Annotated in this window: 11 protein-coding genes; 8 read left to right on the forward strand and 3 right to left on the reverse strand. The window is 75.2% G+C overall.

Features of this window, described 5'->3' with window-relative positions:
- Nucleotides 1-129: 129 nt before the first annotated feature.
- Nucleotides 130-1,683: an MFS transporter gene (locus tag ACFW6A_RS33850; RefSeq protein WP_351849274.1), complete on the reverse strand. Its 1,554-nt coding sequence runs from the start codon at nt 1,681-1,683 to the stop codon at nt 130-132.
- 133 nt (nt 1,684-1,816) lie between these two features.
- Between ACFW6A_RS33850 and ACFW6A_RS33855 the strand changes: the two genes are divergently transcribed.
- From ACFW6A_RS33855 to ACFW6A_RS33865, 3 genes are all read left to right on the forward strand, one after another.
- The gene (locus ACFW6A_RS33855) at nt 1,817-2,443 is read left to right on the forward strand and encodes a TetR/AcrR family transcriptional regulator (RefSeq protein ID WP_351849276.1); all 627 of its coding nucleotides are present in this window, start codon (nt 1,817-1,819) and stop codon (nt 2,441-2,443) included.
- An 84-nt stretch (nt 2,444-2,527) separates the two neighbouring features.
- Nucleotides 2,528-3,235, forward strand: a complete 708-nt coding sequence (locus ACFW6A_RS33860) for a ribonuclease HII (RefSeq protein ID WP_351849279.1) — start codon at nt 2,528-2,530, stop codon at nt 3,233-3,235.
- 106 nt (nt 3,236-3,341) lie between these two features.
- On the forward strand, nt 3,342-3,965 hold the full coding sequence (locus ACFW6A_RS33865; RefSeq protein ID WP_351849281.1) for a hypothetical protein: 624 nt from the start codon (nt 3,342-3,344) through the stop codon (nt 3,963-3,965).
- A 53-nt stretch (nt 3,966-4,018) separates the two neighbouring features.
- Here the strand turns inward: ACFW6A_RS33865 and ACFW6A_RS33870 are convergent, their stop codons facing one another.
- Entirely contained in the window at nt 4,019-4,645 is a 627-nt protein-coding gene (locus ACFW6A_RS33870; RefSeq protein WP_351849283.1) for a hypothetical protein, read from the reverse strand.
- A 226-nt stretch (nt 4,646-4,871) separates the two neighbouring features.
- Complete coding sequence (locus ACFW6A_RS33875) at nt 4,872-7,055, reverse strand: RecQ family ATP-dependent DNA helicase (protein WP_386645399.1); 2,184 nt, start codon at nt 7,053-7,055, stop codon at nt 4,872-4,874.
- A 141-nt stretch (nt 7,056-7,196) separates the two neighbouring features.
- Between ACFW6A_RS33875 and ACFW6A_RS33880 the strand changes: the two genes are divergently transcribed.
- From ACFW6A_RS33880 to ACFW6A_RS33900, 5 genes are all read left to right on the forward strand, one after another.
- Nucleotides 7,197-8,588, forward strand: coding sequence for a DUF4192 domain-containing protein (locus tag ACFW6A_RS33880; protein WP_386645402.1), 1,392 nt, complete (start codon nt 7,197-7,199; stop codon nt 8,586-8,588).
- Nucleotides 8,589-8,703: 115 nt separating this feature from the next.
- The gene (locus ACFW6A_RS33885; RefSeq protein ID WP_386645405.1) at nt 8,704-10,761 is read left to right on the forward strand and encodes a glycogen debranching N-terminal domain-containing protein; all 2,058 of its coding nucleotides are present in this window, start codon (nt 8,704-8,706) and stop codon (nt 10,759-10,761) included.
- Between the two features lie 108 nt (nt 10,762-10,869).
- Nucleotides 10,870-11,631, forward strand: coding sequence for an NUDIX domain-containing protein (locus ACFW6A_RS33890; protein ID WP_351849295.1), 762 nt, complete (start codon nt 10,870-10,872; stop codon nt 11,629-11,631).
- 123 nt (nt 11,632-11,754) lie between these two features.
- Nucleotides 11,755-13,491, forward strand: a complete 1,737-nt coding sequence (locus tag ACFW6A_RS33895; RefSeq protein WP_386645408.1) for an ATP-binding cassette domain-containing protein — start codon at nt 11,755-11,757, stop codon at nt 13,489-13,491.
- 160 nt (nt 13,492-13,651) lie between these two features.
- On the forward strand, nt 13,652-14,542 hold the full coding sequence (locus ACFW6A_RS33900) for an FCD domain-containing protein (RefSeq protein ID WP_351849300.1): 891 nt from the start codon (nt 13,652-13,654) through the stop codon (nt 14,540-14,542).
- The last annotated feature ends 208 nt before the right edge of the window (nt 14,543-14,750 follow it).

Raw genomic sequence — 14,750 nt, forward strand, 5'->3', positions numbered from 1 at the left:
GGGGCGCCCCCCCCCCCCCTGGGGTGCCCCCCCCCGGGGCGCCCCCCGGGGGGGGCCCCCCCCCCCCCCCCGGCCCCTCCCCGCGGGGGTGCCCGGCCCCCGGGGGGGCCGGCCCACCCACGGCTGCCGTCAGGCCACGGGGCCCGCGGCCCCGGCCCTGCCGCTGAGGGCCTCCAGGTCGCTCCTGCGGACCCGGATCACCAGGACGGCGGTGAGCAGCGCGACCGCGACCATGGCCACCGCCGCGGTGAACGCGGTCGAGATGCCCGAGGTCAGCACCTCGTGGCTCCAGGGGGCCGGGAGTTCCCCCGTCCGCAGGAACTCGGCCCGCTGCTCCGGGGAGGCGTGGGCGAGGAAGTCCGCCGCCTGCCGCTCGCCCTCGGTACGGCTCGCCGTGCCGAAGACCGTCACCAGGATGGAGAGGCCCAGCGAGCCGCCCACCTGCTGCGTCGCGTTGAGCAGGCCGGAGGCGGCGCCTGCCTCGTGCGGGGCCACCCCCGAGACGGCCGTCAGCGTCAGGGTGACGAAGTTGAGGCCCATGCCGAAGCCGAAGAGGACCATCGGGCCCAGGACCCCGCCGACGTACCCGCTGTCCGCCTCGATGAACGTCAGCCACAGCAGGCCGAGGCCCGTGAGCGTGGAACCGGTCACCATGAAGGGCTTCGGGCCCAGCACGGGCAGGAACCGCTGCGACAGCCCGGCGCCGGTCACGATCGCCACCGTGACCGGGAGGAACGCGAGGCCGGAGGCGATCGGGGAGTACCCCAGCACGTTCTGCACCCACAGGACGATGAAGAAGAACATGCCGAACATGGCCGCCGCGAGGCTCAGCATGATCACGTACGTCCCGGAGCGGTTCCGGTCGGCGAACATCCGCAGGGGCGTGATCGGTTCCTTCGCGCGCGACTCGACCAGGGCGAAGGCGACGAGCAGGACGGCCGCGGCGGCGAACGAACCGACCGTCAGCGAGTCCCGCCAGCCGTTCTCCGAGGCGCGGATGAAGCCGTAGACCAGCGCCGCCATGCCGAGCGTCGAGGTCGCCGCCCCCGCGATGTCGAACCGGCCGGGGTGGCGCTCCGACTCGTTGATGTACCGGGGCGCCAGGAAGGCGATCAGCAGGCCGATCGGCACGTTGACGAAGAGCACCCAGCGCCAGTCCAGCCATTCCGTGAGCATGCCGCCGGCGAGCAGCCCGATGGCGCCGCCGCCGGCCGAGACCGCCGCGAAGACGCCGAACGCCCGGTTGCGCTCCGGCCCTTCGGGAAACGTGGTGGTGATCAGGGCGAGCGAGGTCGGCGAGGCGATCGCTCCGCCCACGCCCTGCAGGGCCCGGGCGGCGAGCAGGTGCCAGGGCTCCTGGGCGAAGCCGCCGAGCAGCGAGGCGAAGGTGAAGAGCAGGATGCCGGCCATGAAGACCCGGCGGCGGCCGAGGATGTCGCCGGCCCGGCCGCCGAGGAGCAGCAGACCGCCGAAGGTCAGCGTGTAGGCGCTGAGCACCCAGGACAGATCGGTGGTGGAGAAGGAGAGCGCGTCCTGGATGTGCGGGAGCGCGATGTTCACGATCGTGGCGTCGAGGACGACCATCAGCTGGCAGGCGGCGATGACCGTCAGTGCGATTCCCGGCCGGCCCCCGGAGCCGGCGAGGCCTTTCTCGGCCTGTGTGTCGACCGGAGTTGTTGTCACTATGGATCCCCCACGGAAGAATTAGTGAACGTGACCGTTCACTGGTCTTCACGGTAGTGAGTCCCTCTCAGTGAACGCAACCGTTCACTGGGCACTGCCGGTGGTTCGCCTCGGATCCAACGGAGAGACCCTGATGATGACTTCGCGCTCCACGGCCGCCGCCCGGCCGGACGGGGCGGCGTCCCGCAGACGCGGACCGGTGCTCGAACGCGCCATCCTGGACGCGGTGCTCGACCAGCTGAGCAGCGTCGGATGGAACGGCCTGACCATGGAGGGTGTCGCGCTCGGCGCGCAGACGGGCAAAGCCGCGGTGTACCGGCGCTGGCCGTCCAAGGAAGACCTGGTCGCCGACGCCCTCCGGGCCGGCCTGCCCCGCTTCGGCGAGGCCCCCGACCTCGGCGGCTTCCGCGACGAGCTGTACGAGCTCTGCCGCCGCGTCCGCGACGTGATGAACTCGCGCCCCGGCCTCGCCCTGCGCGCCGTCCTTCACGAGTGCGACGAGGAAGCGGCCGTGCGCCTCCGCGCCCTGATCGACACGGGCGTCATCGGCCCCTCGAAACAGCTCTTCGGTCAGGTGCTGGAGCGCGGCATCGCGCGTGGAGAGGTGCGCCCCGACGCCCTCGACGACCTCGTCCTCGACGTCATCCCCGCGATGATGATGTACCGGTCGAAGGTGTGCGGCAGCGAATGGACGGACGAGGAGATGGCCGAGGTGATCGACCGGATCATGGTGCCGCTGGTGCGCTCGGGGCCGTCCTGACCGACCTCTCGGAGCGGGGGCGGAGCGCCTGACGGGAATCCGGGTACCGCACGCGGCACCCGGCGGCGTAACCTGTCAGGCGCCATGCCGTACGAACCTCCCACCCACACCGTCGAGCGGTCGCTCCGAGCCACCACCGGCGCCAAGATCGTCGCCGGGGTCGACGAGGTCGGACGCGGAGCATGGGCCGGGCCCGTCACCGTCTGCGCGGCCGTCACCGGCCTGCGCCGTCCCCCCGAGGGCCTGACCGACTCCAAGCTGATCACTCCGAAGCGGCGCACCGCCCTCGCCGCCGAGCTGGAGCGCTGGGTCACCGCCTACGCGCTCGGCGAGGCGTCCCCGCGCGAGATCGACGAACTCGGGATGACCGCCGCCCTCCGCCTCGCGGCCGTCCGGGCCCTCGACGGCCTTCCCGTCCGCCCGGACGCGGTGATCCTCGACGGCAAGCACGACTACCTCGGCAGTCCGTGGCGGGTGCGTACGGTGATCAAGGGCGACCAGTCCTGCATCGCCGTCGCCGCGGCCTCCGTGATCGCGAAGGTGCGGCGGGACGCCATGATGGCCGAGCTGGACTCCGGCCCCGACTGCACCGGCTTCGGCTTCGCTGCCAACGCGGGCTACCCTTCGCCCGTCCACAAGGCCGCCCTCGAAGAGCTGGGGCCCACCCCGCACCACCGGCTCTCCTGGTCCTACCTGGACGCCATGCCCCGATGGAGCCATCTCAAGAAGGTCCGCCTCTCCGCGGAAGCGGCCGCTCTGGAGAGCGGGGGCCAACTCGGCTTCGACTTCTGATCTTCCGGCCGCGGAACCTCACCGACGAGGTCCCGAAGGGCCGGGGGCGCACCTGTGCGCCCACCCGACGGTGCCGTCCGAAACGGCATTTGATAGACATCCACCCATGCCTCTCCCTCCCGAGGAGCCTCAGATTCACGAGAGCGCCCAGGGTCCTAGCGCCACCGCGGCCGCCGGCCGCCCCGCGTCGACCCCTCGTCCCGTCCCCGGCCCGCGTTCCGCGGCCTCCCCGCGTCCCGGTGGACCGGGCTCCGGCCCGGCCCGTCCCGGACCGCCGGCCCCGCGTCCCGTCCCGGGCCCGCCCGCACCCAAGAGCCGTCCGGAGAATCGTTCCGGCCACGGCGGCCCGCAGCTCCAGCTCATCCCCGCCTCCCCCGACGGAGCCCTCGACGCCGCCGAGGAGGCCCTCGACCTGCTTCTGGACAGCGGGAGGGCGCCCGGCGAGGTCCTGGTGCTCACCACCGGCGAACGCCACCCCTGGACCGCGCACGAGCTGTCCTTCGGCGAGTCCGCCTACTGGGCCCAGCAGGACACCGCCGAGGACGTGTTCTTCGCGGAGGCCGCCGCGGTGGACCGGGTCACCGCCCGTCCCGTGGTGATCGTCGCCGTCAACGGCGGCGACGACGTGGCCGCCCGTGCCCTGCCGGTCGCCCGGTCCCGCGCGGGTGCCCTGCTGGTGGTCTGCGGAGACCCCGAGCGGGTCGGCGCGGTCCTCGGCGCCGGAGTCTGAACCGGTCGCGTCTCCGCCGGACCGGCAACGGCCCGGCGGAGCGGCCGGCCGGCTCAGCGCGCGGCGGCCCTGCGCAGCGGTTCGGCCGCCCCGCCCGCCGTCCGCGGCACGAGGTGACCCAGCTCGCCGGTGGGCTCGCCCAGCGCGATCGGGACGGAGTCCGAACTCGGCCGACGGCCGCCCCGGCCCTCGCCGAAGACCTGCCAGCCGGCCTTGGTCAGGGTGATGTACGCGCCACAGCGCAGTCCATGGAGCGTGCAGGCGTCGCGGAGCCCCCACATCCAGGCCCCGTCCTCCTCCGTCCAGCGCTCGTCGCCGTCGCGGCAGTAGACGAGTACCGCCGTCCGGACGGGGGCGCGCCGCCGGAGGTCGTGCGGGACCACCCGCCGCAGGTGGGCCAGGAGCGCGTTGCGGAACTCCCAGCCGTCGGCGGGGCCGGGACGGCGCGCGAACGAGGCGCTCGCGGTGAGGCGCTCCTCGTGGTCGAGCACCGCCACGACCGCGGTCGTGGGCAGGGGACGGTGGCGGGAGTGCAGTCCGCTCACGACCTCACGCGGACTGCGCAGCAAGGGAATTCCGGCCGCGGCCCAATCGGCGGGCTCCAGCATCCGGGCGAGGCGGCTCGCAGAGGCGGAACTCGAGCCGAGCGAGGCGGTGGACGGAGCGAATCCGAGGGTCACGGTCCTCCCTTCGGATACGCGCCCGCGAGGCGGGCAAGGTCGGGTGAGGGCGCAGCACGGCACAGTCCTTCCGGACCGCTGGAGCCGTGTGGGGCGGTTCCCCAATTCTTGCTTGGCCCGAGCGGGGCGGCAACGAGCAATTGAGGCGGCTGACGGTAATGAACCGTTATGCCACTGATATCCCTGCCCAGTTACCCAGTATTCACTCGCCGTTTCCCGGCCCTTCTCAGCCCTGGACGGCGAGCACCAGTGGAAAGACCCCTTCCGCTCCGGACCGCCGCAGGAGCCGGGCCGCCACGGCCAGGGTCCAGCCCGTGTCGGACAGGTCGTCGACCAGGAGCACCGGGCCGCCCGCGGCGGCCACCCGTTCCGCGAGGCCGGGCGGGACCTCCAGCGCCCGGTGCAGCCCGATCACGCGCTGGGCGCTGTTGGTCCGGGACAGGCGCACGTCCTCCGCCTCGGGCGCGTACTCCACCGATCCGAGCAGCGGCATCCGACCGATCTCGGCGATCCGCGTGCCGAGCGAGCCGACCAGGGCCGGTCGCCGCCGCGAGGCCACCGTGACCACCCCGGCCGGCCGGGGGGGCGCGTCGGCGCCGCCGGACGCCCAACCACCGGGCCCCTTCGCCCAGTCCGCGAGCACTTGGACCACCGCCTGCACCACGTCGTCCGGCACCGGTCCGTCCGGCGTCGTCTCGGCGAGCAGCGGCCGGAGGCGGTTGCCCCAGCCGATGTCCGAAAGGCGCCCCAGGGCCCGGCCGCCGAACGCCTGCTCACCGGCCGGGATCCGGCCCTTCAGGTCGACCCCGGCGGCGGCCAGCCCCGTCGGCCACATCCGGCGCGGCTCCACCTCCACGCCCGGGCGGCCCAGCTCGCCCCGGGCCGCGTCCAGCGCCGCGCCGGTCACCTTCGGATCGAACCGCGGCCCCGCGCAGTTGTCGCAGCGGCCGCAGGGCGCGGCCTCCTCGTCGTCCAGCCGGCGCCGCAGGAACTCCATCCGGCACCCGGTCGTGGTGGCGTACTCGCGCATCGCCTGCTGCTCGGCGGACCGCTGCCGGGCCACCCAGGCGTACCGCTCGGCGTCGTAGACCCACGGCTGCCCCGTGCTCTCCCAGCCGCCCTTGACCCGGTGCACGGCCCCGTCCACGTCGAGGACCTTGAGCATCGTCTCCAGACGGGTCCTGCGCAGTTCGACCAGCGGTTCCAGCGCGGGCAGCGACATCGGCCTCCCCGCGGAGGCGAGCACGTCGAGGGTCCGACGCACCTGCTCCTCCGGCGGGAAGGCCACGGAGGCGAAGTACTGCCAGATCGCCTCGTCCTCCTTGCCGGGCAGCAGCAGCACCTCCGCGTGCTCCACGCCGCGCCCGGCGCGGCCGACCTGCTGGTAGTAGGCGATCGGCGACGACGGCGAGCCGAGGTGCACGACGAACCCGAGATCCGGCTTGTCGAAGCCCATGCCCAGCGCCGAGGTCGCCACCAGCGCCTTCACCCGGTTCGCCAGCAGGTCGTCCTCGGCCTGCTGGCGGTCCGCGTTCTCCGTCCGCCCGGTGTACGAGGCGACCGTGTGCCCGCACTGGCGGAGGTAGGCGGTGACCTCCTCGGCGGCCGCGACGGTCAGTGTGTAGACGATCCCGGAGCCGGGCAGCTCGTCCAGGTGGTCGGCGAGCCAGGCCAGCCGGTGGGCCGCGTCGGGCAGCGAGACCACGCCGAGACTGAGGGACTCGCGGTCCAGCGGGCCGCGCAGCACGAGGGCGTCGGTGCCCGCGCCGGTGCCGAGCTGCTCGGCGACGTCCGCGGTCACCCGGGCGTTCGCCGTGGCGGTGGTGGCGAGGACCGGAACACCGGACGGAAGATCGGCCAGCATCGTCCGCAGCCGCCGGTAGTCGGGACGGAAGTCGTGCCCCCAGTCCGAGATGCAGTGCGCCTCGTCCACCACCAGCAGCCCCGTGGCGGCCGCGAGCCGCGGCAGGACCCGGTCGCGGAAGTCGGGGTTGTTCAGCCGCTCGGGGGAGACGAGCAGGACGTCGACCTCGCCGGCGGCGACCTCCTCGTTGACGCTCTCCCACTCATCGGTGTTCGACGAGTTGATCGTGCGGGCCCGGATGCCCGCCCGCGCCGCCGCGTCCACCTGGTTGCGCATGAGGGCGAGGAGCGGCGAGACGATGACGGTGGGCCCGCTGCCGCGCTCGCGCAGCAGGGAGGTCGCCACGAAGTACACGGCCGACTTGCCCCAGCCCGTCCGCTGGACGACCAGCGCCCGGCGGTGGTCGGCGACCAGCGCCTCGATGGCGCGCCACTGGTCCTCGCGCAGTCTCGCCGTGCCGGTCGGGTCCCCGACGAGTCGGGCGAGCACGGCGTCGGCGGCGGTGCGGAGCGCGGCGCGGTCTTCGGGACGGTCTGCGTGGGTCATGCGTCCATGCAACCCGATGCCTCGGACATTCGGCGAACGAGGTGGCGATCTGTGGACAGTGCAAATCTGTTCATCACACCGTATGTAGGGAGTTATCCACAGGGGTTGTCGGAAACGTGAGATCACGAGACGGTCCTCGCCATGAACGCGAATCACCACGAAGTCAGCGCATCCACCCGAGGCCAGCAGATCACCCTGCGCAGCCCGTCCGAACTCGCCGACGCCCTGCCGTTCGTGCTCGGCTTCCACCCGAACGACTCGGTCGTGCTCGTCGCCCTGCACGGCGAGAGCGGACGCTTCGGCGGCCGGATCAGGGTCGGCATCCCCCGCTCGCCCGGCGAGTGGGACTCCACCGCGGACCACCTCGCCGAATGCCTCGTCGAGGCCTCCGCCCGCCGCGCCGCGCCACCCGACGGCATCGTCGGCTTCCTCTGTCAGGACCCGAACCCGGGCGAGACCGCCCGCGAGGTCCACGAGCGGCTGCGACCCCTCGCCCAGCGCCTCCGGACCGCCTGCGGAACCCTCGACATCCCCGTCTACGAGGTGCTGTGCATCTCGGGCGGGCGCCACTTCTCCTACTGCTGCCCCGACGTCCGCTGCTGCCCGCCCGACGGCACCCCGCTCTCGCTCGGCGGCACCTCGGCCCTGGCGGCCGCCGCGGTGTACGCGGGAATCGAGGTGCGGGGCTCGCTGCGGGAGATGGAGGCGAGCTTCAGGCCCACCGGCGCACCCGGTGACGCACGGCAGCGCGCCGCCCTCGACGCCGCCGCGGCCAAGATCGTCCCCCGCGTCGTGGAGGGCGCGGAGGAGCACGGCCGGACGCGGCTGCGCGAGGCGACCGTGGCCCTCGCCGGCCGGCTCCTGGGCAGGTTCGCCGAACCGCCGCGCCGGATCGGGGAGGACGGGACCCGTCGGGGCCGGGCCGTGATCGAGGCGGACGACGACGCCCGAGTCGACCCCGGTGAAGCCGCGGCCGTGATCGTGGGCCTCCAGGACCGCGCCACCCGCGACCGCCTCGCCGAATGGATGGAGGGAGCGGAAGGAGCCGCGGCCGTGCGGCTCTGGCGCGTCCTCGCCCGGCGCTGTGTCACCCCCTACGAGGAGTACGCGGCGGCGCCGCTGGCCCTCGCCGGCTGGGCGGCCTGGTCGACCGGCGACGAACCGACCGCCCGCGTCGCCCTCAACCTCGCCCTCCGGGCGGATCCCGAGTACGTCTTCGCCCGCCTCCTGCACCAGGCGTGCAACGAGGGCCTCGACCCCGAGTCGCTGCGTTCCTGCCTGCGGCAGGGGCGGGAGAGCCGCGCCGAGGCCCGCGAGAGGACCACCGTGCCCCTCTCCCGGACGCGCACCCGGACCCGCGCACGGGGAGTCCGCCCCGGAGGGCCGCGACCGGCGCTCCCGCGGGCGGGGCACGGCGCCGCCCGGCGGGGACGGGGCACCTCGGGCGTGCGGCCCGCGGGCCGCGCCGCGAGCCGGCCGGGCAACCCCGCCCCGCACCACGGCGGACGACGCGGGACGAGGAGCGGCCGATGACGACCGTGACCCCGCCCGCCGCCGAACCGTTCACCTCTGTGGCGGAGCCGGGCGAGCCGTGCCGCCGAGGCCCCGCCGGCCGTCCGGATCGCACAGAGAGCACGCCACACCCTCCATGGTCCTCAGCCCTGTCCCGGCCCCCGGACACCCGACGGAACATCCCGCCCGGCACCCGGTCGCGGGCGGCGGCGCCCCCGCCGCCCACGGCCCCCGCCCCGGCGAACTCCCCCCGGTCCACGACGCCCTCCTCTGCGTCGCCCTGCCCGCCTTCGCCGTCTCCCCCGAGCACGGCCAGCTCACCGGAAACGGACCGGAAGGCGTGTACGCGTCGGGGAGGCGCCTGCTCTCCCGCAGCGTCCTGCGGGTCGCCGGACGCGAGCCCGTCCCCCTCCAGGGACGGCTCGCCGCCGCCGACCGGGCCGTCTTCGTCGGTGTCCTCAGGCTCCCCGGCGACACCGGACCCGACCCCGGGGCCACCGTCGAGCGCTCCCGCGGCGCCGACGGAGCCGAGCGGATCACCCTCCGCAGCGCCTCCCCCCGGCCCGTCAGGGTCCTGGTGGAGCTCGCTCTGGGCACGGATCTCGCGGAGCTGGGCGCGGTCGCGTCCGGTCGGCCCCGCCCCGAACTCAGGCCCAGCGTCCACGGCACCGGCCTCCGCTGGACCGCGCCCGACGGCCGGTCCGTCGCCGTCACGGCCGACCCGGCGCCCACGGACTCCCTGGCGGCGGTCGGCGTCCTCCGCTGGGAAACCGACCTCGCCCCCGGCACCGCCACCACCCTCCGCCTCCGCCTCCACGCCGACCGGAGCCCCGGTGCGGCCCCGCCCGGCGGGGGCGGCCGCCCCGGCGGGCACCTGCTCCCGGACGCCCGGGCGGAGGGCGACGACCGCAGGACCGGCCCGTTGCTCCGCGCCTGCGTCGAGGACCTGCGGGCCCTCCTCCAGCGCGACCCGGCACACCCCGCCGACGTCCATCTCGCGGCCGGCGTCCCGTGGCGCTGCGGACCGGTCACCGCGGAGGCCCTCTGGGCGGCCCGCATGGCCCTGCCGCTCGGCACCCGGCTCGCCGCCGGAACCCTCCGCGCCCTCGGCCGCACCCAGGTCACCGGTGGAGCCGAGTCCGGGCGACTGCCCGGCCCGCTGCGGGACGCGGGACCGCACCTCCCGCCCCGCTGCACCGGAGTCGAGGCCACCCTCGCCTTCCCCGTCGTCCTCGCCGAGGCCCGGCGGTGGGGCCTCCCGGCCGCCGACCTGGACGAGCTCCTTCCGGTGGCGGAGCGCTGCCTCGGCTGGCTGCGCCGCGGACTCGGTGCGGACGGGCTCCTGCCGGACCCGGCGCCCGGCGGCCCCTGGCGGGCCGAGACCCAGGCCCACGCCCATCGGGCCGCCCTGCTCGGGGCCGACCTCCTCGACGCCTGCGGGCGGCCCGGCGGAACCGAACTCCGGGCGGCGGCCCGCACCCTGCGCGAGCGGTTCCGGAGCACGTTCTGGCTCGACGACCCGTCCGGCGGCCGGCCCGCCGCCGCCCGGGCACCGGAGGGACGCTCCTGGCCCCAGCTCGGCGGATGGGTGGCCCACCTCCTCGACACCGGGCTCCTCGACGGCGGCCGGTACGCCCAGGGGCTGCTCGACCGGACGGAGACCGAACAGGTCGCGCGGCTGCTCGGCACCCCCGCGCTCGACTCCGGCTGGGGGCTGCGCGGCCTCGGCGCCAAGGAGCCCGGTCACAATCCCTTCGGCCACCGGGCCGGAGCCGTCCGCGTCCACGAGACGGCCGTCGCCGTCGCCGGACTGGCCGTCGCCGGCTACGAGAAGGAGTCCGCGTCCCTGCTGCGGGGCCTCCTCGACGCCGCCGAACACTTCGGCCACCGGTTGCCCGAGATGTACGCGGGTGAGCAGCGGACCTCGGGCGCGCGCCCCGTGCCGCACCCGGCCGCCTGCCGGCCCGCCGCCGTCGCGGCCGCCGGAGCGGTCCACGCGCTCGCCGCCCTGGCCGGCATCCGCCCCGACGCCCCCGGCCGGAGCGTCGCCGTGCAGCCGATGGCCTCGGCACCGCTGGGGGAGCTCCGGCTCTCGGGTCTCGTGGTCGCCGGGGAGCCCTTCGCCGTGCGGGTGAGCCGTCTCGGACTCGGTATGGTCGAGGAGGCCGCCGAGGGCCTGCAGCTGGGGGTGTGACGGATGCCGGAGACGGAGAAGAGGAAGCCCTCGCGACAGGGCGGGGCCCTCGCGGGCGGAGAACGCGAGGGGCGTGCTTATCGTCAGGAAGACGACTATGATCGCGGCATGCCTCCCTACGACCCGTCGGCCTTCCCGCCCTTCGCTGTCACCGTCGACCTGGTCGTCCTCACCGTGCGGAGCCACGCGCTGTGCACCCTGGTCGTCCGCAGGGGAGAAGACCCCTTCCGGGGGCGGTGGGCGCTGCCCGGGGGCTTCGTCCGCGACGACGAGGACCTCGGCGCCGCCGCCGCGCGCGAACTGGCCGAGGAGACCGGGCTGTGCGCCCACGACCCGTCGGCGGCGCCGGTGCCGGACAACGGCGCGCACCTGGAGCAGCTCGCGACCTACGGGGCGCCCAAGCGGGATCCGCGGATGCGGGTGGTGAGCGTCGCGCACCTCGCGCTCGCCCCCGACCTGCCCGCCCCCCGGCCCGGCGGCGACGCCAACAGCGCGCGCTGGGCCCCCGTGGAGGAACTGCTCGACCAGGCGCGGGCGGCCGGGCCCGACTCCCCGGACGCACTCGCCTTCGACCACGCCCAGATCCTCTCCGACGGGGTGGAGCGGGCCCGCTCCAAGATCGAGTACTCCTCGCTCGCGACGGCGTTCTGCCCGCCGGAGTTCACCGTCGGCGAGCTGCGCCGGGTCTACGAGGCCGTCTGGGGCGTCTCGCTCGACCCGCGCAACTTCCACCGCAAGGTCACCGGCACCCCGGGCTTCCTCGTGCCGACCGGCGGGACCACCACCCGCCAGGGAGGCCGCCCCGCCCAGCTGTTCAGGGCCGGCGGCGCGACCCTGCTCAACCCGCCCATGCTGCGCCCCGAGGTCTGAGGGGCGCACGCCCCCGCCGCCCCCGGGGCGACACCCCTGCGCCAAAAGTCCGAAATCTGACGTTATCTTGCTGCGATAGCGCCGCCCTGCCGCGGAGCGGTGACTCCTACCGCGAGAGAAGCGATGCTCCAGGCCATCGGACTGACCAGCACCCCCCGCCGCGATCGCCTGCCCGCCGTGGACGATCTGACCTTCGAGGCCCCGCCCGGGGCCGTGACCGCCCTCGTCGGCCCGCCGGGTTCCGGCAAGACGACCGCCCTGCGCCTCCTGCTCGAACTCGATCCGGGGCGCGGCCTCTCCTACTTCCGGGGCCGGCCGTTGCGCCGGATCGCCCAGCCCGCGCGCGAGGTCGGGATCGTCCTCGGCGACGTGCCGGGGCACCCCTCCCGCACCGTCCGCGGACAGCTGCGGATGCTCGCGGCGGGCGCGGGAGTTCCGGTGGCCCGGGCCGACGAGGTGATCCGCGCCGTGGGCCTCGGCGGACTGGAAGGGCGAAGGCTCGGCACCCTGCCGCGCGGGGCCGAATGCCGACTCGCCCTGGCGGCGGCCCTGTTGGGGGAGCCGCACACGCTCCTCCTGGACGACCCGGGCGCGGGGCTTTCCCCGGACGAGCGGGGCCGGCTGCACGCGCTGCTGCGCGCGCACGCCCAGGCCGGCGGCACCGTCCTCTACACCACCCGGGACGCCAAGGACGCGGCGCGCAACGCCGACCGCGTCGTCACGCTCGACGGCGGCCGCCTCGTCGCCGCCCAGGACGCCGGCGACTTCGCCCGTACCCGGCTGCGGCCCAGGGTCGCCGTCCGCACCCCGCACGCCGCCCGGCTCGCCGCCGCCGTGACCCAGGAGGCCAGGGCCGCGCGCCGCCCGGTCGAGGTCGACACGGAGGACGGCACCCTCCTCCTCGTGTACGGCGGCGACTGCGCCCAGGTGGGGGACATCGCCTTCCGGCACGGCGTACCGGTCCACCGGCTCGTGGACGAGACCGGCGACGGCGGTCTCGCCGGGGCCCGGCCGGAGGAGGCGCGCGACCCCCTCCCGGCGGCGGGCGGCGCCGCGCCGGACCGGGCCGCAGGGGCGCGCCGGCCGGTCCGCTCGCCGCTGCGCCCGCTCCGCTACGAGCTGCGCCGGATCGCCGGCGTGCCGTCCACGGGGCTGATCCTGGCGGGAACCCTGGCGGTGTCGGCCGTGCTCGCGGTGCTCCTCGGACGGGGCGGCGGCACCCCGCTCCCGGCGGTGCTCGCCGCGTGGCCCGACCTCCTGCCGCTGCCGCCCGCGGCGCTCGGCGCCGGGCTGATCGGCGCGCTCTCCTTCGGCGAGGAGTACCGCTACCCCGCGCTCGCCGCGGGCCGTGGCGCCGTGCCGCGCCGGTTCGCGCTGCTCCTCGCCAAGCTCGCCGTTTCCGGGGCCGCCGCCCTGCTCCTCGGCGCGCTCGTGGCGGGTGCCGACCTGGCCGCCCTCCGCCTCTTCTACGGCGCCGACTTGATCGACCTACCCGGCAACCGGCACGCAATGGGGGCGAGTTGGCTGGGACTCTCGGTCGGCTGCGCCTGGGCGGGGGTGCTGGGGGCCGGGGTCTTCAGGGCCGCGGCGGCCGGGGTGGCGGCGGTCCTCTTCGTCCCGGTCGCCTTCGTCCCGCTGCTGCGGCAGGTGATGAGCGGTCCCGCCGTCCGGTCCGTCGCCGGACTCCCCGCCCGGCTGGGCGAGTTCGCCGCCCCTCGGTGGGCGCCGCCCCTCGACCGGTGGATCGCCGGTGTGCTGGAGGTGGTGGCGCAGCCCGCCGGAGTGGCCCTCCTGCTCACGTTGACGGTCCTGCTCTGCGCCTATCTGCTCACCGGGCTTCGCCGGCAGGCCCGTTGGTGACCGCTTCCGGATCGGTATGTTCCGCTTGGGCCGCAACTCCCTTGCGCAATGCCCCTTATGTCCGAATAATCGTCAATTGTGTAGGGGGTGCTGATCACCCTTTCGTGTGCTTTTCACCAAAGACCTCAAGGGCCACGGAGGCCACGCCGACAAAGGATGCGTGAGTACCCTTGCGCACACGATGATGACCGCCGCCCGCTCCGTCGACTCCGGCCTCGGCGCCCCGGGCGATCTCGACCGCTACCCCTACGCGGAGGCGTCCGTCGCCGACCGCGTGGGCCCGCCCTCCTGGGAGGGGGTGGACACGGAGCTCGGCCGCGTCGGCCGCCGCACCGCCGGCAGCCGGGGCCGGGGACTGCACGGCCAGCTCGTCCAGCAGCTCGGCCAGATGATCGTCTCCGGCGACCTCGGCGCGGACCGCCCCCTCGTCCCCGAGGAGATCGGCCAGCGCTTCGAGGTCTCGCGCACCGTCGTGCGCGAGTCCCTCCGCGTCCTGGAGGCCAAGGGCCTCGTCAGCGCCCGTCCCAACGTCGGCACCCGGGTCCGCCCGGTCAGCGACTGGAACCTGCTCGACCCCGACATCATCGAGTGGCGCGCCTTCGGCCCGCAGCGCGACGACCAGCGGCGCGAGCTCAACGAGCTGCGCTGGACGATCGAGCCGCTGGCCGCCCGCCTCGCCGCAGGTCACGGCCGCGAGGACGTGCAGCAGCGCCTCGCCGACATGGTCGAGATCATGGGGCACGCGTACGCGCAGGGCGACGGCATCACCTTCTCCCGGGCCGACACCGAGTTCCACTCCCTGCTCATCCAGCTCGCCGGCAACCGCATGCTGGAGCACCTCTCCGGCATCGTCGCCGCCGCCCTCCAGGTCTCGGGCGGCCCCGTCACCGCCTGTGACCGCCCGAGCGAGAGCTGCCTGGCGCACCACGGCCGGATCGTCGACGCCCTCGGCGCGGGGGACGCCGTGGCCGCCGAGGCCGCCATGCGCCAACTGCTCACGGTCCACCCCGAGGTGGAGCCGCGCGTGGTCCCCGCCCCCCGCGAACACTGATCCGCGGACCGTGGCCGGAAGCGCACGGGCGCGTACGCAGGGAGAGCCGCCGGATCCGAGCGCGGTCCGGGGAGCCCGACCGGGTTCCCCGGACCGCGCCAGGGTGTCGGCGGCGCCGAATGTACGCTTGATCACCCTTCCGCCCGGTTCGTCGCCGATGCGGTGTGACTCGGGACACGAAGATTGGGCGTAACACTCCTCCGAGCCG

Source organism: Streptomyces sp. NPDC058758 (genome assembly GCF_042746075.1).
GTDB lineage: Bacteria > Actinomycetota > Actinomycetes > Streptomycetales > Streptomycetaceae > Streptomyces.